The sequence below is a fragment of the Planctomycetota bacterium genome (genome assembly GCA_038746835.1).
Classification (GTDB): Bacteria; Planctomycetota; Phycisphaerae; order Tepidisphaerales; family Tepidisphaeraceae; genus JBCDKH01.
The window spans coordinates 16,627-34,939 of sequence record JBCDKH010000015.1 but is presented as its reverse complement, the minus strand read 5'-3'; the positions used below and the strand labels follow the sequence as shown (position 1 = coordinate 34,939).

Annotated in this window: 17 protein-coding genes; 5 read left to right on the top strand and 12 right to left on the bottom strand. The window is 64.6% G+C overall.

All coding sequences use genetic code 11. The annotated features are described in order from the left end of the window. From AAGI46_03255 to AAGI46_03245, 3 genes are all read right to left on the bottom strand, one after another. Nucleotides 1-216 (bottom strand): hypothetical protein (locus tag AAGI46_03255; protein MEM1011222.1); only part of this gene is annotated, 216 nt, incomplete at its 3' end. Next, nucleotides 191-670, bottom strand: coding sequence for a hypothetical protein (locus AAGI46_03250; GenBank protein MEM1011221.1), 480 nt, complete (start codon nt 668-670; stop codon nt 191-193). The genes AAGI46_03250 and AAGI46_03255, both read right to left, overlap by 26 nt. Before the next feature lie 88 nt (nt 671-758). Beyond that, nucleotides 759-1,931, bottom strand: coding sequence for a substrate-binding domain-containing protein (locus AAGI46_03245; protein MEM1011220.1), 1,173 nt, complete (start codon nt 1,929-1,931; stop codon nt 759-761). 116 nt (nt 1,932-2,047) lie between these two features. Here AAGI46_03245 and AAGI46_03240 point away from each other — a divergent pair, with 116 nt between their 5' ends. Beyond that, a complete protein-coding gene (locus AAGI46_03240) occupies nt 2,048-2,809 on the top strand; it encodes a DNRLRE domain-containing protein (protein MEM1011219.1) in 762 nt (253 codons plus the stop codon). A gap of 41 nt (nt 2,810-2,850) precedes the next feature. Here the strand turns inward: AAGI46_03240 and AAGI46_03235 are convergent, their stop codons facing one another. Both AAGI46_03235 and AAGI46_03230 read right to left on the bottom strand, forming a co-directional pair. Continuing rightward, a complete protein-coding gene (locus AAGI46_03235; GenBank protein ID MEM1011218.1) occupies nt 2,851-3,429 on the bottom strand; it encodes an ECF-type sigma factor in 579 nt (192 codons plus the stop codon). A 66-nt stretch (nt 3,430-3,495) separates the two neighbouring features. Next, entirely contained in the window at nt 3,496-4,077 is a 582-nt protein-coding gene (locus tag AAGI46_03230; protein MEM1011217.1) for a PEP-CTERM sorting domain-containing protein, read from the bottom strand. Between the two features lie 158 nt (nt 4,078-4,235). Between AAGI46_03230 and AAGI46_03225 the strand changes: the two genes are divergently transcribed. Beyond that, a complete protein-coding gene (locus tag AAGI46_03225; protein MEM1011216.1) occupies nt 4,236-5,177 on the top strand; it encodes an aldo/keto reductase in 942 nt (313 codons plus the stop codon). Here the strand turns inward: AAGI46_03225 and AAGI46_03220 are convergent. Beyond that, nucleotides 5,174-7,972: a hypothetical protein gene (locus tag AAGI46_03220; protein MEM1011215.1), complete on the bottom strand. Its 2,799-nt coding sequence runs from the start codon at nt 7,970-7,972 to the stop codon at nt 5,174-5,176. The genes AAGI46_03225 and AAGI46_03220 overlap by 4 nt on opposite strands. A 365-nt stretch (nt 7,973-8,337) precedes the next feature. On the opposite strand from AAGI46_03220, the gene AAGI46_03215 reads away from it, so the two are divergent. Together AAGI46_03215 and AAGI46_03210 are read left to right on the top strand one after the other, a co-directional pair. Beyond that, nucleotides 8,338-9,864 (top strand): carbohydrate-binding protein, encoded by a 1,527-nt coding sequence (locus AAGI46_03215; GenBank protein ID MEM1011214.1) that lies wholly within the window; start codon nt 8,338-8,340, stop codon nt 9,862-9,864. A gap of 144 nt (nt 9,865-10,008) precedes the next feature. After that, nucleotides 10,009-12,447 (top strand): glycoside hydrolase family 9 protein, encoded by a 2,439-nt coding sequence (locus tag AAGI46_03210; GenBank protein MEM1011213.1) that lies wholly within the window; start codon nt 10,009-10,011, stop codon nt 12,445-12,447. A 54-nt stretch (nt 12,448-12,501) separates the two neighbouring features. On the opposite strand, the gene AAGI46_03205 is transcribed toward AAGI46_03210, so the two are convergent. The 4 genes from AAGI46_03205 to AAGI46_03190 all read right to left on the bottom strand — a co-directional run bounded on the left by AAGI46_03205 (nt 12,502) and on the right by AAGI46_03190 (nt 15,201). Continuing rightward, on the bottom strand, nt 12,502-13,245 hold the full coding sequence (locus tag AAGI46_03205; GenBank protein ID MEM1011212.1) for a hypothetical protein: 744 nt from the start codon (nt 13,243-13,245) through the stop codon (nt 12,502-12,504). Then, nucleotides 13,242-13,874, bottom strand: coding sequence for a hypothetical protein (locus tag AAGI46_03200; GenBank protein MEM1011211.1), 633 nt, complete (start codon nt 13,872-13,874; stop codon nt 13,242-13,244). The genes AAGI46_03205 and AAGI46_03200 overlap by 4 nt, the downstream gene beginning before the upstream one ends. Nucleotides 13,875-13,947: 73 nt before the next feature. Continuing rightward, nucleotides 13,948-14,595, bottom strand: a complete 648-nt coding sequence (locus tag AAGI46_03195) for a nitroreductase family protein (GenBank protein MEM1011210.1) — start codon at nt 14,593-14,595, stop codon at nt 13,948-13,950. A 102-nt stretch (nt 14,596-14,697) separates the two neighbouring features. Then, nucleotides 14,698-15,201, bottom strand: a complete 504-nt coding sequence (locus AAGI46_03190; protein MEM1011209.1) for a DinB family protein — start codon at nt 15,199-15,201, stop codon at nt 14,698-14,700. 195 nt (nt 15,202-15,396) lie between these two features. On the opposite strand from AAGI46_03190, the gene AAGI46_03185 reads away from it, so the two are divergent. Further along, nucleotides 15,397-16,083, top strand: coding sequence for a hypothetical protein (locus AAGI46_03185; protein MEM1011208.1), 687 nt, complete (start codon nt 15,397-15,399; stop codon nt 16,081-16,083). 198 nt (nt 16,084-16,281) lie between these two features. Here the strand turns inward: AAGI46_03185 and AAGI46_03180 are convergent, their stop codons facing one another. Both AAGI46_03180 and AAGI46_03175 read right to left on the bottom strand, forming a co-directional pair. Next, nucleotides 16,282-16,866 carry a flavodoxin family protein gene (locus tag AAGI46_03180; protein MEM1011207.1) on the bottom strand — a complete coding sequence of 195 codons (585 nt, stop codon included), beginning with the start codon at nt 16,864-16,866 and terminating at the stop codon, nt 16,282-16,284. Between the two features lie 51 nt (nt 16,867-16,917). After that, nucleotides 16,918-18,120, bottom strand: coding sequence for a GNAT family N-acetyltransferase (locus AAGI46_03175; protein ID MEM1011206.1), 1,203 nt, complete (start codon nt 18,118-18,120; stop codon nt 16,918-16,920). Between the last annotated feature and the right edge of the window lie 193 nt (nt 18,121-18,313).

Genomic DNA, 18,313 nt, shown 5'->3' with positions numbered 1-18,313 from the left:
CTCCGGCCGGTGCAGCGCGAGGTCGCGATCAAGCTGCTGGCCCGCGTGGACAATCGGCTGCGCGATCGGTTCGCCTTCGAGCGACAGGCACTCGCGAGGCTGGACCATCCCGACGTTGCCCGCGTGCTTGACGCCGGCGATCACGACGGACGGCCGTTCCTCGTCGTCGAGCTCGCGCCCGGCCGACCCATCACGGAGTTCTGCGAGGCGGAGCAACGTCGGGATGGTCCAGCCTCGCGAGTGCCTGTCGCTCGAAGGCGAACCGATCGCGCAGCCGATTGTCCACGCGGGCCAGCAGCTTGATCGCGACCTCGCGCTGCACCGGCCGGAGCTGCTGCGCCTGCCAGACCTCGCCGTGCCCGCCAGTGCCGAGCCGTTGCACGAACTGGTAGTCGCCGATCGTGTCATTGGGCGAGATGTCCGGCAGACTCGCGGGCGTGTCACCTGCCAGCGACTGCCAGTCGAGCGTGAAGGTGAGCCGGTCAAAGTCATCGGACGCCTCCGCCTCCTCGTGCGACGCGAGCAAGCGCAAGGCCGCGTCGCGAAGCGCGGCATTCGTCTCGGCCGAGGTTCGCACGAACGCCTCACGCTCCTCGGCCGGGCGTTCGAGGGCGTCGAGGAAGAGCGCTTTGGCTCGTGGCGTGGTGTCGTCTTGAATCGTGTCGCTCATGAAATCGACTGCCCTTTCCTCCTGATCGCGACAAACCAGTGCGCGACCTGTCAGGTGCAGCCGGTGAGCTTAACGAAAACGCGTTTCCTCAGCCCAGGCGATGACGCGCGCGAAAGGCAGTGGGTGTCGTCGAGGCGTGCTTGCGGAACGCCGTCGCGAAGTAGCTGGCATTGGTGAAGCCCGAACTCTCGGCGATGTCGGGCATGGCCCTGTCGGTCTCGGTCAGAAGCTGCTTGGCCCGCTCGATGCGTGCTTCAGTCAGGTAGCCCTGAAGCGTTCGGCCGGTCGCTTTCTTGAAGCGAAGTTCGAGCGAGCGCCTGGAAAGCGCGACTTCGGCGGCGAGGTCATCGAGCGTGAACGGGACCGTCAGACGCTGGCGAATGAAGGCGATCGCAGAGGCGACAGCGCCGTCGGCGACGCTCACGCCGTCCGTCGTCTGCCGCGTCACGACGCCGGTCGGCGGAATCAGCTGCGGTCCGTCGTCGTCGGTTTCGCCCTGCAAGAGGCGATGCAGCCGCGCAGCCGCTTCGTAGCCAAGCTTCTCCCACGGAAGTTCGACGCTGCTGATGCTGGGCGACATCATTCGTGTCGTCAGGCTGTCGTTGTCCACGCCCAGCACCGCGACCTGCTCCGGCATGCTCAGCCCAAGGTGCAGACACTGCCGCACCGCGAAGACGGCCATCCCATCTGAGCCGGCGAAAACGCCGAGCGGGGTCGGCGAGTCTGCGAGTGCGGTCGCGATGTCGTCTTCAGCGCGTTGGATCGACGTGAGTTCGACAGTGACCACCGAGGCTCCGGAACTCCGAGCCGTCCGTTCAAAGGCGGCCGCACGCTGGACACTGTGGAACCAGCGCGGGTGAACGAACGTCATGAGCCGATGGAAGCCGCGGCGGACCAGATCGTCGGCCGCGGTGACGCCGATCGCGTCGTTGTCGGGGATGACCGTCGGCAAGCCAGTGCGATGAAGGACCGACGACGTGTTGACCGCGGGCAGGCCGGTCCGGCGAATCGCGTCGATCAGCTTGGGCCGAAAGGCGTGCGCGATGATGCCGACGACATTGTCGGCGATGGGTGGCAGGCGTTGGTGGATCTGATCTTCGTGGTGCAGTTCGAGCGTCCAGCCGCCCTGCGTGTTGCCGAAGCGGGCAATGCCTTCCAGGGCTCGCCGGCCGTAGTCGTGGATGCAGTCCATGAGGGTGACCACCCTGGCGGCGTTGGTCGTCGCGATCGTGGGACCGGGCACGATGGCTTTGCGCTGCATCGAAAAGAATCTACGACATATTGCATGGCGACGTCGGCCGGACGGGGTAGCTTCACGAACGTTCAAAGAATGTCTCCCGCGAGCCACTCTGACCGCAATCACACCGGAGGAAGCCGATGCCCATTCGAAACCGTCTCATCCCGTCTCTTGTCGCCTCGCTGGTCGTCGCCGTCGTCGGCAGCACTGGCCAGGCCGCCGTCTTGCAGCCCGAAGCCGATGCCTTCATCCGCGGCGGCAGCAACGCGAACAGCAGTCAAAACGGAACCACCGCCCAGAACCTTCTCGTACTTCCTGGCAACGATCTGAGCTTCGCCCGCAAGGCGTACGTCCGATTCGACCTGTCGACCGTCGTCGGGACGGCGGTCGATGCGGAGCTCTCGTTTGACTTCTCGTTCACCAACACCGCCTCGGGCGGCAGTCCGATCAACATCTACGCCATCAACGACGGCGTTGCCGGCGAAGACACGTGGTCCGAGTCCGGCCTGACGTGGAACAACGCACCGTCGAACCTGACGAGCGGCAGCACGTCGGCCGTCGCTTCAGCCGTCGTCGCTTCGGAGACCGTCCTCGTCGGCTCCTTCTCGCCGACGGGATCGGAAATCGCCGGGGCGCAGCTGGGCGACGGCAACACGATCACTTTCACGATCGACGCCACGCCACTGCTGCCGCTGATCAACGGCGACACGAACGACGCAATCACCTTCATCCTGACGGGTAACACCGGGTCGAACAGCCCGATCCGACCCGTCTTCGCATCGCGCGAGAACGTCGGCGGCGGTGGTGCGGAACTGACCGTCATCGTTCCCGAGCCGACCTCTGCCCTTGGGCTGATCGCGGGCGGCAGCTTGCTCGTGCTGCGTCGTCAGCAGCGCGCTTGAGACGCTCATCCAACCCAGGATTTCTCAGGGGCAACCCTCGCCTAGCGGCGAGGGTTGTCGTCGTTAGAGAGCCGCTCGTACAGCCAGGCTTTGGCAAAGGACCACTCGCGAGCGACGGTCCGCTCGGACGTGGCTAGTGCCGTCGCGACCTCGGCCACGCTCATGCCGGCGTAGACGCGGAGGCGAACGACCTGAGCCGCGTCGGCGTCGACGTTAGCCAGCGACTCGATCGCCTCCTCGACGTCGAGCACGGCAGCGGGGTCATCGCCTGAGGCCAGCTCGGCGACGTCCAGCGAGACACGTCGGCTGACGCGTCGACCGCCGTCATCCGTCTGCCCGCCACGCTTTTCTGCGAGTCGGCTGCGGGCGTGATCGACCAGCACACGTCGCATCGCCTCGGCCGCAGCGCTGTAGAACTGCACCGTCGGCCGCCATTGCGTCTTGCGATCGCCGTGCAGTTTCAGGAAGGCTTCGTTGACTAGGGCGGTGGTCTGGAGCGTGTGATCGCCGCGCTCGCGTCGCATCAGGCGCGAGGCGATCTCGCGGACCTTGTCCACGACGGCTTCGACATCCGGCTCGGCGTCGGAACCTTGGCGATCGCTCGACATCTCGTCCGCCATGCCTCGCGAGCGTACCACATCGACTCCGGGCGAGTCGTACCGAGTGCGGCTGCTTGAACCGACAAGTCAGCGTCGCCGGCGAAGCCCTGCCAGACCGGCAAGACCCAGCACCGCCGCACTGGTCGGCTCGGGAACGAAGGTGATCGCGATGTCGTCGAGGATGAAGGCGTCGAAGCCATTCTCGACAAACGTGATCTCGGTGAACGGCGTGTCGCTCACGAAGCCCAGGAAGCCGGGCGATAACGCGAACGTCTGCCCGTCGACGATTATCTCCGACGAAAACGGCGGCGCGTTGTCGAAGAAGTCCGCACCGAAGGCGAGGATCGGCTCATCGAAGGTGAACGTGATCTCAGGGAAGCCCGAGGCGGTCGGCGGAATGAGGAACAGCTCAAGCGCTTCATTCGCGATCTCTACATCGCGTCCGAATGTCGAGTTGCCGACGACCGAGATCGTCAGCGGCAACGTCGGATTCAAGTCGACGCTGCCGGCGTTGAGCGCGAAGGTGAAGTCTTCGTCGGGAACACCGGCAAAGTCCTGGAAGAAGTCAGCCGTGACGTCGGCCGGATCGGTCGTCACGGTGACGACGGCCGAAGCTGCCGTGGCGGAGACGGCGACAGCGGCCATCGCCGCGAAGGTGTGCTTGTGCATCTGTAGTCTCTCTCTCAAGCCCGTGTGGTGCCCGGGCCAGCGCTCCGAGCGCAGTGCGGTCAAGGTAACAATCCGACTTCGGACTGCAATGCAAATCGGTGGGCGTCTTCCAGGCGACACGCTGAGAGCCGACCCGCTGCTGCCGCTACCGTCGGCGGATGCAATCTCAGCTACTCGGTGCGACGGACGTGGCCGTGTCGCGGTTGGCCTACGGCTGCATGAGCTACCTCAACACGTGGTCGCCCGCCGAGGTGGACGCGACGCGAGTTGCGAACGCGCACGCCTGCGTCGAGGCAGCGCTCGATTGCGGAATCACGCTGTTCGACCACGCGGACATTTACTGCCAGACCGAGTGCGAGCGCGTCTTCGGCGACTGGTTGCGCGACCATCCGCAGCACCGCGGTGGCATTCAAATCGCAACCAAGTGCGGCGTCGTCTTCGCGGACCAACCGCGCCCTGGCGACCCGCCCCGCTACGACCTGTCGGCCGACTACATCCGTCGGAGCGTCGACGCTTCACTGCGACGCCTCGCGACAGACCGGATCGATCTGTACCAGCTTCATCGCCCCGACCTGCTGCTCGACGCGGGCGAGATCGCGGGTGTCCTGCGGGAGCTTCGGGATGCCGGCAAGGTGCTCCACTTCGGGCTGAGCAACTTCCGCAGCGAGACATTCGATCTCGTCGCCGACGCGTGTGCCGCGGAAGGCGTGCGGCTCGAGAGCCATCAGATTCTGCTGCACGCGCTCGACCCGGCGCACATGGACGACGGCCTGCTCGACCAATGCCAGGCCCGCAAGGTGACGCCGCTCGCCTATGGCCCTGTCGGACGCGGCAAGCTGGGTGACGGTGTCGATTCCGGTGGTGACGAACAGGTTCATAGAGTCCAGTCCGTGCTCGACGAGCTCGCTGACAGCTACGACACGATCAGGTCCAACATCGCACTCGCCTTCCTGCTGAAGCACCCGGCGGGCATCGTCCCAATCCTCGGTACCAGCAAGCCAGGACGCATCACGGCCGCCGCGAAAGCGGTCGATGTCGATCTCTCGCACACCGACTGGTACCGCGTCCATCTCGCAGCGCGTGGCACGAAGCTGCCTTAGGGGACGTCGTCCTCATCGCTCGATTCGAACAGGGTCGCGTACGCGTTGGGAGTGAACGTCGCCTGAGCGATTGGGTCTTCCGAGAAGAGGCGGTCATCGCGCAGCCCCGGTTCTGACGTGGAGGTACCGGTGCCCGGCGTGCTGATGATGACATCAACCGCGTCGAGGCGGGTCCCGTCTTCGCGGTGCTTGAACTCCAGAACGTGCAAGCCCACGTCGAGTGAGACCGCGAAGGGATCCGATGCACCGCGATCCTGAATGGCACCCCAAGACCAGCCTGTCGTGTTCTGCGGCGTGTCCCAAAGCTGCCACGGCCCTTGATTGACGCGAACAAAGAACGAGTCGTCGTTGCCGCCGAGTGGTGTCTGCACACGCCCTCGGAAAGAGACTTGGGACTCAGGCGCCGTCAGCTCGAAGTAGAACTTGGCAACAGGGGCGTCTGCGTTGCGATTCCAGTTGTCCCCGCTGCCGGCAGGCACCTCGATGAATCGTTCACCCTCGGCAGCCGAATTGGTGCCGACTTCGAACTGCCGACCTCCGGCAGCGCCGACGTTGAGCAGCTCCGCCTGTGTGCCTGGCTCAGTGCGATCCAGCTCGGAGACGAAGAAGCCCCGGCCGCTTGTACCGATGACGAGCCGATCGGCATTCGGTGTGAAATCAACGGTGTTGACGTTGACGAGCGGCAGTGAGCCGTTCTCGTTCGACCACGTCTTGCCGCCGTCTTGGGTGATCCAGATGCCGGTGCCTTCGCGAACCGTGACGTACGGGTCTTGGCCCGTCGCAATCGCGATGCGGTCGGGATTGGTCGGGTCGACGGCGACGTCTTTGGCCCACTTGTCAGCATTGCCGGGCAGGTCGACTTCGGACCAGCTCGTGCCGTCGAAGAAGAACGCGCCGACGCCGTTCGATGACGCCCACAGCTCGCCGCTGTTGTCATTCGGCACAGAGAGGCGGACGCGCTCACTCGGATTGATCGAATCGGTCCCGCCGACGCGCGTGACGGCCCAGCCGCCGTTGTTCGTGTGATAGACGCCGTCCTCTGTGACGATGTAGAAGTCGTCACCCTGGAAGCTGCTTGGCGTGTCCGTTGTGGGCCAGATCGACTCGACCGTGAGGCCGTTGATGTCGCGGACTTTCCACGTCACGTCGGCCGCGGGAGCGTCGGCATTGATCGAGCGATAGAGCGTGCCGTCGATGACAACCCAGGCCTCTGCAGGATTGATCGGACTGACGTGCACGCTGTCCGCGACGCCAAGCGCACCGATCGGACTGGCGAGAATCTCCCACGTTTGTCCGCTGTCGGTGCTGCGGGCGACGTGCTGCGACGTGTTACCCGTCTGGCCAAGGGCAGCGAAGAGCAGACCATTGGGTGCGAATGCGACGTCGCGTCCGCCGTTGAAGTCGGGCAGGCCAGGTTGGCCGATCTCCCAGTAAAAGCCATCGTCTCGGCTGATGCCGGAGAGCAGCCGATCCCAGCCCTGCGCGACGTGGAGGCTTGAGTCATAGGGGCTGACCTCGAAGTTGTTTGCGACGTAGCCGGTGTAGCCGTTGCTGCGGAATCGGGTGGAGTTGTCGTCGCGTTGATTGACGACGTCTTTCCACGTGGTGCCGCCGTCTTCGGTGCGAATGACGAAACCGCTGGTGCCGGCGTAGACGCGGTCGCTATCGTTGGGATCGATCTCGACCCACCAGGCACCGATGGCGCTGCCGGTCGTCATGGGTGTGCCGCCGAAAATGAGTTGCGGTGCGTTGGCCTGCGTCAGGACATGCGTCCAGGTGTCGCCGCCGTCGGTGCTTCGCCAGAGTCCTTTGCTTTGGCCCCAGTTGATGTCGCTCGCCCAGACGGTGTTGCCATCACTGCTGATGTCGATGTGGCGGAACTCGGGTGGGTTGTTGCCAGCCGTCACACCGGCCTCGACACGGATCCAGTTGTCGCCGCCGTCGGTCGTCTTGAAGATGCCGCCGAGGTCTGCCTTCTCACTCGATGTCTGACGCACGCCGATGGTCAAGAGGGCAACGTCCGGATCGGTCGGGTGGCCGACGATGCCGGTGAGGCGCACGTCGCTGTTCATTGCGGGCAGTCCGTTGTTCTTAACGAGCCATGATGCGCCAGCACCATCACCCGTGCTTCGGTAGACCTTCTCAAAGGCGGCGACCCACAGCTGGTCGGAGCTTCCGCCGACGTAGTCCGCGGCTACGATGTTCGCGTCGAGATCGGTGATGACCGACCACGTTTGCCCCGAGTCCGTCGAACGCCAGATGAAGCCGTAGTTCTGGGTCTGATTCGGATTGGAGAACTTGAGCTCGCGATGATCGCCGCCGAACGCGAGCAGCGTTTGGCTTGTGGTGTCGCTCGGGTCGAAGAGGACCGTCTCGACGGCGTAGGGGTGGCCGAAGTTGCCGGGCGCCGGCGTGAGCATGCCATCGCGTCGGTCGGCCCAAGATCGGCCACCGTCGAACGACACGTGCGGCCCGCTGAGCGTGCCAGCCCAGACGATGTCGGGATTGGTCGGATGGAACGTGAAGTCGGAGATCTGCCCGGCGTCCCAGCCGACGGTCGGCTCCCAAGTCATCGCGCCGTCACGAGAGAGCCCTGTGGCGAGGATGTCGCCGCCGACAAGGACATGGTCGCTGTCGAAGGGGCTGATGGTGACGGAGTCGACGCGCCCCCCGACGCCGGGCTCCCCCATCGGCTGCCACTGGATCGTGGAGACCGAGAGCAGTCGCCGAAGTTCGAGCGACTCGACGCTGATTTTTGACGACGGGACGACTGGACGGGTTGCAACCAGACGCATGGGTTCCTCCAGATTGAAGCGTGAAATCGCCACCCGCCGACGCTGGATGAGCAGGGTGGGCTGCCAAAGATATCAGTAGTTGAGAAACAGATCAATAGTGGTCGTGGACGCCTTGGAACTCCTCGTTCCGAGCGTGTAGCGAAAAAATCTGGGAACAACGGCTGAAGCTGCACCTGTTCTGCCTGTGCGGATGTTGCCGATTTTTTCTCTTGACGCGCCTCGGCCGGCCGATATGTTCCGCAACAAGTGAACTGTTTGTCGCACAATCTGAATTGTTTCTAAAAGTGTGCCGCTCGACCGAGCGAGCACGTGGTGCGACGCCTTCCCTTTCCGTGGCCATCGGGCGACTGCCCGAGGAGGAAACCATGACCCCTACCCCTTCCACACGCCGGTCTTTTGCCAAAGCCATCGAACCACTCGAGGGTCGTCGGCTGCTTTCCAACACCACCTTTGCCCCCGACGGACAGCCCTGGCCGGTTGATCCGTATCCGACCCGCATCGAGGCCGAGGACTACGACCTGGGCGGTAACGGCGGGTCTTGGTTCGACGACACGCTCGACAACCTGGGCGGCGAATACCGCGTCGCCGGTCCCGACATCCAGAACACGCTCGATACCGGCGGCGCGTTCAACATCGGCTGGACCGATCAGGGCGAGTACCTGACCTACACGATCGATGTCGAACAGGCCGGCACCTATGACCTGAGCTACCGCGTCGCCAGCCTCAACGGCGGCAGCTTCTTCGTCGAGGCGGATGGCACGACGATCGCCAACTTCACGGTGCCCGCAACCGGTGCCTGGCAGACGTGGACCACGATCACCGAGACGGTCACACTCGACGCCGGCGTCCAGGAGCTGCGATTCAACGTCAGCAGCACCACCGGCATCAACATCAACTGGTTCGAGCTCGAAAAGCAGGTCTCGGCATCGACGTTCAACAACGACGGTCGCGCGTGGAATGTCTTCGGCGGAGACACCGTCCGAATACAGGCCGAGGACTACGACACCGGCGGCAACGGCGGGGCCTGGTTTGACGACACGCTCGACAACTTGGGCGGCGAGTACCGAGTGGCCGGGCCCGACATCGAAACCAGCATCGACTTCGGCGGCGGCTTCAACATCGGCTACATCGATTTCGGCGAGTACCTGCAGTACACGCTCAATGTCGAAAACGCCGGCACCTACGACATCAGCTTCCGCGTCGCCGGCAATGACGGTCGCATCGGACTGACGGTTGACGGTGTCGAGGTCGGCACCGACGTCGACGTGCCCAGCACCGGAGGCTGGCAGATCTGGCAGACGATCACTTCCACTGTCGAGCTCGACGAGGGCGTCAACACCCTTCAGCTCGAGTTCGAGCGGATCGGCTTCAACCTCAACTGGTTCGAACTCACCAACGCCAGCGCCGCCAACACCTTCAACAACGATGGTCTGGCATGGGCGGTCCCTGAGACCGGCACGACGACCATCGAAGCGGAGGACTACGACCAGGGTGGCAACGGTGGCGCTTGGTTCGATACCACACTCGACAACACCGGCGGCAAGTATCGTCTTGGCGGCCCGGAGATCACCGAGATCAACAGCGACCCCGGCGACTTCCAAGTCAGCTGGATCGGCAACTCCGAGTACTTCGAGTACACGATCGATGTCGAGACGGCTGGCACGTACGAGCTTGACCTGACCGTTGCCTCACCATTCCAGTGGGGCAAGGTCGATCTCTTCAACGACGGCGATCCGCTCGGCTCGCGAGTCTTCCTGCCCGACACCGGCAGCTGGGACACGTACGCCGACGTGACGACCACAGTGCAGCTCGACGCTGGTGTTCAGACGATCCGCTTCCAGAGTGTCGGCAGCGGCTGGCACTTCGATCAGTTCTCACTGACCCTGATCTGACCCTCCATCAAAGCGCACCTCCAGCGGGCCCGCGCGACGAGCGGGCCCGCCTTCGCTTGGCCGTCCTGCTCGACCAGCCGCAACGGCCGTCGTTCGGATCAAGTGCCCGGCCCAGCTGGAGGTCAACCGTGATATCTTGGGCGAATGCCGCAACGCATCGCCTTCGTGCTGGCTTTGGTCGGGTGGCTGCTGTTACCCGCTAGCAGTCATGCCGACCATCCGGCAGACGGGCCACAGGTGGTTCATGTCGGCGCGCTCAGCCCGAGTGTCGTGGTTGTCGAGCTGATCGAACGCACCGTCGATCCTCGCCCGCAGATTCCTTACGAGCCGCAGCCCGGCGACGAGATTCGCCAGGGCGATCGCGAGCTGCTCGGCTACATCGACGGCGAGATGACGATGGTCCGAACGGGCCGGAAAGTCTTCCGGAACATCGACGGCCGAGACCGCGCGATCGGCACACTGTCTGGCGATGGCAAGTGGCTCTCACGCAGTTCGCCGATCACCGGCCAGCGCATCACCGAGACCACGCTCTTGGAGCCAAAGGCGTACCGCGTCGGGCCGGCCGGCGAGGTCGAACGCCCGCATCCGATCGCCGTCGCCGTCAAGGCCAAACCCTTCGAAACCGGCGGCGGCAACCATCCGCGACAGATCACGCTCTACCTCACGCTCGCCGAGCCGATGAGCATCGGGCACGAGTACCAGATCGACTTCGTCGGCATCAACACGCGCGACGCCTCCCACGCTTTCACCTACGACTCGGCCGAGCTGCGAAGCCCGGCCATCCACGCGAGCCACGTCGGGCATCGCCCGGACGATCCGTACAAGCGCGCCCTCCTCAGCCAATGGACCGGCACGGGCGGTGGGTTCGACTTCTCATTCGTCGACATGTTCGAGCTCATCGACGAGGATGGCCGCGTCGTCTTTGCCAGTCCCGTCAGTCTTGTTCGCCCGGCCGACGAGCTTGAAAACCTGCATCGCAAAAACGTCTTCCGCACCGACGTCTACGAGCTCGACTACTCGGCCTTCGACACGCCCGGCACCTACCGCATTCACGTTCCCGGCGTCGGAACGAGCCACCCGATTGTGATCGATGACGACGTCTGGACCGAGGCGTTTCGCGTCTCACTCTCGGGCCTCACGAATCACCGCAGTGGCATCGCCCTGCCGCCCCGCATCGCCGGCTACGACCGGCCGCGTCCCATGCACGCCGACGACGGCGTCAAGGTCTTCCAAGGGGACGTCACCATCTTCAACGGTGAGTCGGGCACCATGTCCAAGAGCCTCATGCGGCTCACCAACGGCGGCACCGACGCGACGGGCCTCGTTGAAGTCGAAGGTGCATGGGGCGGCTACATGGATGCCGGCGACTGGGACCGCCGCAGCCAGCACCTGCATCCGACGCAACTGCTCATCGAGTCGTACCGCGGCAATCCCGAGTTCTTCGCAACGCTCGCGCTCAACGTGCCCGACGAGGAGCTCGACAACGGCGTGCCGGATCTCATCGATGAGATCCTCTGGAACGTCGAGTTCTTCCAACGCCTGCAACGCGACGACGGCGGCGTCCGCGGTGGCATCGAATCAACCGCCCACCCGCAGAACGGCGAGACCAGCTGGCAGGAGAGCCTCATGCTCGGAGCCTTCCGTGCCGAGCCGATCACCAGCCAGCGCTTCGCCGCTGCTGCAGCTGCGACTGCTGACGTGCTCCGACCGTTCGACGAGGCCCACGCGGAAGCGCTGCTGGCCGACGCGATCCGAGCGTTCGACTGGGCGACCGACGACACCGACGCCAAGCTCCGCGAGATCACGTCGCTCCCGGGCGATCGAGAGCCGACGTTCGACAAGCTTCGCCAGAGTTACCGCGACGCCGCCGAGCTGGCCGCCGTCGAGCTCTACCGCGCGACCGGCGAACAACGCTTTCACGCAGCGTTTCAAGAACTCACGCGTCTCACCGACGACAACCTCAAAGCGACCTTCGCTTACGCCACGCTTCCCGACGACCTCGCCGACGCCGACCTGAAGCAGGCCGCGATCGATGCCGTCGTTGCCGAGGCGGATAAGACGCTCGCCTTCGGCCGAGGCAACACGATCGGTGTTTCGCACCGCGTGCCGACCATGCCGATGATGGGCTTTGTCGGCTATTTCACCACGCCCGAAAGCGTCATCGGCCCGACGCTCACCCGCGCCCATCACCTGACTGGCGACGACCGTTACCTCGCCGCGGCCATCCGCGCGACCAGCTACGGCATCGGTATCAATCCGACCGGCATGACCATGACCACCGGCCTCGGCCACGCCTGGCCGGTCGAACCGCTCCACATCGACTCCATGCGACTCGCCGCCCCGCCACCGCCCGGCATCACCGTTTATGGCACGCACGACCCTGCCCGCGCACCGAACTACATCAAACGCTGGACGCTGCCCAACACCATCCCCGCGTGGCGAGACTGGCCGATCGCCGAGTGCTACTTCGACGTCGGCAACTGGGTCGAGATGAACGAGTACACCGTCCACCAAACCATCGGCCCAACCGCCAACTACTTCGCCCACCTCGCCTCGCGGGACCAGACGCAGCCGTCGCAGTGAGATCGCACGCCGTGCGCACGACTGCTGGTCGTCTCATGAGATCGTCGACGCGCTTCAATCAGTCGTTCGGCGTCCCAAGATGCTCGCCGCTTCTTCCGGCGTGACGAATCGCGCCTCTCCGTCAGCGAACAGAATGTTCATCCCCTCGCCACCGTGGTTCGCCAACGGCTCGGCGACGAGCGGAACATCCTCTTCGTCAGGAAAGTCTCGAAGGCCGTCGAGATAGGTGACGTAGGGCAACCCTGGAACATGCGGGCAGTTGAGGTCGAGGCGCCGATTGTCATCGACAAAGCCCACCAGATCGGCCGGGAGCTTGCCGTCGTTCTCGTCGGCGTAGTGCCGCAGTGCCATCCACAGATCGCGCTGATTCGACTGACAGATCAGCCGCGTCGTCCGCTCGTTCATCTGCCGCACCCAGAACGGCCCCGTGTCCTGCATCATCCATCCGACCTGGTGCGCCGCGCCCGTCGCCGCCATGCCGCAGGCGAAGAGCAGCACGATGCCCGTTACGCCGGTCGCCGTGTACTTCACGCGCCACGGCGGTGCATTGTCCGCCTTTGTCGCGCTCCACAACCACCGCGCGGTCACGTGCAGCAGGACGACGATGCCGACCACGCACGCGATCGCGACCGCAACGCTGTCCAGCGGCACCTCGACCTCCGGCACCACGCGACGCAGGTACAGCAGCCAGCCGGCAACGCCGTAGAACGCCAAGATAAATGGCGCGCCGCAGCCGATCGCGAAGCTCACCAATGCCAAGACGCCAAGGGCAATGACGATGAGAAAGGCCCTCGTCATCGAGCCTCCATGCTGCTGATCGCTTCGAGCTCGCGCAGGTCCAGCCGACGAATCGTGCCGTCATCGAACAGTGTCAGAATCGGCGGTTCGAACCAGGTCGGCTCGTGCGCAATCACACGCGACCCGTCACCGATCTCGCCGCCGAAGAAGACGAACGGTGCGGCAGTGACGTCGGTCGTGTTCCACACCTCCGTGGCAATGCCTTCGCCTCGGTCTGGAAACCGCCCGTCGTGCTGTTCTGCGTAGCCCCACAGCGCGACCTTCAACGCTGCCATCTTTGACCATCGCCGCGACTCGGCCGCCTCGCGATCGGCCGCGTCCGCCAGCGTGTATGTCACGCCCTCGCGGTGCCAGGCGTTCGGCGTCATCAGCTCACGCGCACCGCTGATCATCGAAAGCACCAGCACGAAGACCAAGCCCCACAAGGCCACCAGTGACAACGCCCGAACGTAAGTCAGCCGCGGCAACTTCGAAAAGTCCTTCTGCAGCCCGTTCCACAGGCGCTGCAGCAACCACGTCGCAACCAGCAGCACGACGACGAAAAACGAGATCGTCTCCACCCGCATCGCCGCCAGGTCGCTCAACGTGAACGACGGCATCCCTGCGATCGGCAGCAACGCGTGCGGCACGAGATCCAGGGTACCGAGTTCGCCTTGGACACGCGGCGAACGCGTTCGTCCCCCGGGCCGGGCGAACGCCTCGCTAAAGGCTCGCCTTGCGGATCCACCCGGTCTTTCTGATGTTCCGCAGCTTTCCGGGCTGGCGTTCGTGGTCGGAGTTGCGCTGTGTCATTTCCGGATACTCGACGAAGATGGCAGCCGCTAGACGCTCGGCGCTGCCATCGGCTCCGATGTGGCGAAGCAGGTCCGGCTGTCGCAGCTTGCCGCCGCTGGACCAGTACGTTCCCATGCCGTGCGCGGTCAGCAACAGCAGAAGGTTCTGCGTCATCGCAGCCGTCGCGGCGAGGTGTTCCTCGTTGCGATCGGTCATGTCGGCCTTCTCACGCGTCTCCGGCAGCCAAGTCACGAGCACCAGCGCACTGCAGCCGTCGCACAGCTTGGGCAGCTTGTTGGTGATCCCGTGATCGTCACGAAGATGGGCCGCCAGCTTTCGCACGTCCGCGTCGAACAACACGCGTGCCCGCCACGGCTCGGCCAGGCCATCGACATTCCGCGGGAAGTGGAACGGCGCCATCCCCGCCGTTTCCAGTGCCTGCAACACGATCGCGTCGTTCCGCTCTGCCACCTCCGCCGGCACAGGCACCGCAGCGTTGGCTTCGCAGCAGACCTTCTCGGTCCTGCGTGCTCGAATGACCTGCTCCACCGCCTCGGCTCGCTCGTGCGTCGTCATCGTCCGACGGTACCCGCATCGATTCGAGGCATCGGGTGATGCGGACGGCCTGCCCGCTACCAGTTGCAACGGCAAGCAACGCGATCCGACGCACTACCTCGCTCACGCGACCAGCGGCTTGCGACCCGCTGCGCGACGGGCATCGGACAGCTGCCCGACGTGGCCGAGCTGGTGCTGAACGATCAGGTTGAGCACGGTCGCGACGTTCTTGAAGATCGACATGCTCGCCGCCTCGGCCGGGACGTTCTTTGGCGGCTGATTGAGGTCGGCCTCGCTCAACTTGTCGAGCAGCGCGAGCGTCTTGGCCCGCGAGGCTTCCCACGCCGCCAGCATCTCGTCGTACGGCGGGTACTTCGAAGCGTCGGCCGACGGCTCGCTGCCCATGTCCATGGTCGCCTTGTACGCCTCGGCCTCGACGGGCTCGCCGGTGACCATCGCCCGCATCTGATCTTCCGCGAGCGTGAGGTGCCCGATGAGCCACGTCGGATGGTTCCCGCCCTTGGGCGTCGGAAACGTCATCGCCGCATCGGCCATGTCCCTGGCCCCCGGCAGAAACCAATCGCGACTGGTCTCGAGCTGATGCCGCAGCAGTTCAAGCGTGGTCATGACCAGGATCTTAACGAAATCGGTCGCCGTTACACGAACGCCCACCGCAACCCGCCGCCGAGCGATGCGTCGCTGAACTCCAGGTGCAACACCCGCCGATGCGACGAGACTTCCAGGATGACATAACCGAGGGTTTGACGGCCCGTGAGTTCACAGGTGGTGGGGTAGTGTGATCGTCCCGCCACCAACGGTTCGATGCACGCCAGTCTCGCAGTCTTCCACCATGCTTGTGAGCAGGTCCATCCGTCCGATGTGGAGGAGTTCGCACCGAATGACCCGGGCTACTTGAGTTATGTTCGCGGACTCAATGCGATCCTGGCCGACCGTCGGCTGCCCGAGAAGGCCGACCCAGGCGTCAGCGAGGCCATCAGCCTGACTCGGTGGGGGGATCGGAATAGCGAGCGTGCCCCTGACGCCTTCCGACGCTTCCGCGTCTTTACCAACAGCATCGCACTTTGCCTGACCATCCGAGATGGCGATCCGTGTGATGACCGAGCTCCGAACTACACGGCAATTGGCCTGATCGATGATGCCGTTGCGACCGCGGATGAACCGCTTCTTGCCTTGCTGCCCGAAACGATTGACGAGCTACGGGCGGCACTGATCGCGCAACATGAGACGGACGAACTGCCGTACCTCTCCTTCGCACAACTGCTCCTTGCCGCCAACCGCGACGCCAACCTTGCGGAGCAGTCGACGCTCGCCAATCGAGTCATCCAAGACGACGACCACCTTTCAGATCGCATCACGTCGTCCTTCGTGTTTGGCTGCAGCCACTTTGATCAACTCGCGTCACTCTGGCGTCACCACACTGCACGACTGTTGTCCACAGACGATTCGACCGTGCGACTGGTTCGCGATGCCGTGCTTGATGAGTCGTGATCGATTCACGAAAGAGCACCGTTCTCTGCCCCAAGAGGCCGACTGCTGCGTGTGGAAGTGAGCGGAAGTGAGGTCAACAAACGTGTCGTTGCCGACGTCAACCCGCTGACGTTTCGAGCCGTCGCGCCGGGGACGCCGCCCCGAATCGTCGCGTCCGCATAGCTCCGTCGATTGAGCCTCCCACCAGACCGACGCGCCTCACGCCCCGAGCTGTTCGGCGAAGCGCTTGGCGTAGGCGTGCAGGTTGTTCACCTCGTGGCTGTGCAGCTCGATCGTCGGGTTCTCCGACATGTCGATGTCTGCCTGGCCGAAGACGCCGACGAAGCTGCCCCAGTGGTTGATGTCGTTCGACTGCCCGGTGTAGCGGTCGGAGAGGAAGTTGTTGCTGACCCACAGCATGCCGTGCTGAGCGGCGTGGACCATGAGGTACTGCATCGTCGCCGTCTTCTCGCCGCACGGCGACGACGAGTGCGTGAACCCGCCCGCCAGCTTGCCGGCCAGCGCCTGCTCGAACCACAGCCCGCCCATCGCGTCGATGACCGCCTTCAGCTGCGCCGCCACGCCGCCCATGTACGTCGGCGTGCCGAAGATCACCGCGTCGGCTGACTTGATTCCGTCGACCACCCCGCCGGGATCGCTCCAGCGCCCCTCCTTGATGTCCGCCCCGTCGACGCGATGGCGAAAGACATCGACGCCGGCCTTACCGAACCCGTCGGCCAACGCGTCGGCCATGAGGTGCGTGTGACCCTGCCCGGAGAAGTAAACGATCGCGGCTTTCGGCATGCGAGCGTTGTAGCGAGCGGCGATGCCTGTTGGAACGGGCAAACCCGCCCGCTACGCCGCCTGGCGATACGCCGGCAGCGCCTTCACCGACATCGGCCACTTGCCCGTCAGCTGACGCATCGATCGCTTGGCCGACCGTCGGACGTCGTACTTCGGGTTCGCCGCCATGAGCAGCGTCGGCTCGAGCTCGACCTCTTCCAGCCAGCGATCGCGCAGCTCGCGCGACCACGCGACGAACGCCGGATCGACCGTCCTGGCCGGCGTCTGCTTCACCCGCTTGGCCCTCGGCCGCTTCGCCTTGGGCTTGATGATCTCTGGCTCGGGCATCTCCTTGACGACCTCGACGCCCTCGGGCATGTACCACATGCCGTTCTCCGCCGCGCCCTGCTCGGCCTTGATCATCGCGATCGTCATCAGTCGCTTCTCGCCGCGATAGACCTTGCCGTCGCGCTCCTCGATGCCGCGGGGGTAGCGGACTGAAGGGACAGAGGGACTCAGGGACAAAGGGACTGAGGGCTCTGACGGACATTCGTCTGCATCCCTTTGTCCCTCTGTCCCTTCGTCCCTCAGTCCCTTCTCGACTTCCACCTCCGGCACCGCGACGGCTTCAACATCCCGCCAGTGTGTCCCGGGCGGAATGGGCAGCGCGATCCGGTCCGCCCGCAACTGCCCGCCGTCGGTCTTGGCCGGATACCACCAAGCCGTGGTCTTATCGTCGGGACGAATCCGCTTTTGCCAGAACAGGTGGACGCGGGGGCTTGGTGAAAGGGAGAAAGGATGAGGGCGGAGGGAGGAGGGTCCGACACCAGACTTCTGATTCTGACCTTCCTCCCTCATCCCTCCTCCTTCATCCTTTCTGCCCCCGCCTGTCCGAAACGCGATCGCCACAAACCCCATCGCTTCCCAGAACCGGTTCGCCTCCAGGTCCTGGGCACACCAGCACGAGTAGAGCCGACAGCCGTACGCGCTGCGGTCGAACTGGGCCTGGAGCAGCGCCGCCGCGACGAGGTTGCCGCGGTAGAGCGGGTCAACGTTCATCTGCGTGATGAGCCCCAGCTCGTCGCGCTTCTGGTAGCGATCGCTGGCGATTAGGTACCCGGCCGGCTTGCCGATGACGTCGGCCACGAGGACCTCGTTCCGCTCGACCTTCTCCCGCAACGCCGTCCACGGCAAGAACCCCAGCGCCGCCCGCTCGGCCTTCTGCAGCTTGTCGATCCAAGCCAGATCGTCCAGCGTCCCCTCGCGAATCGCCATGCACGAATCAACGCGACTCACCAGCGGTAAGTGACCCCCTTCCGACGCCTCCCCCTCGGCCATGTTCGCCCGAGCCTGCCCACCCGCCACGATGTCACCTGTCGCGTCCATGCCCCAGCCATCGACCACCCGCCCGCCCCGCTCCATCCCTTCCCCGGTTTCTCGCCGGTTCCGATACAAACGCTGTTTGCAG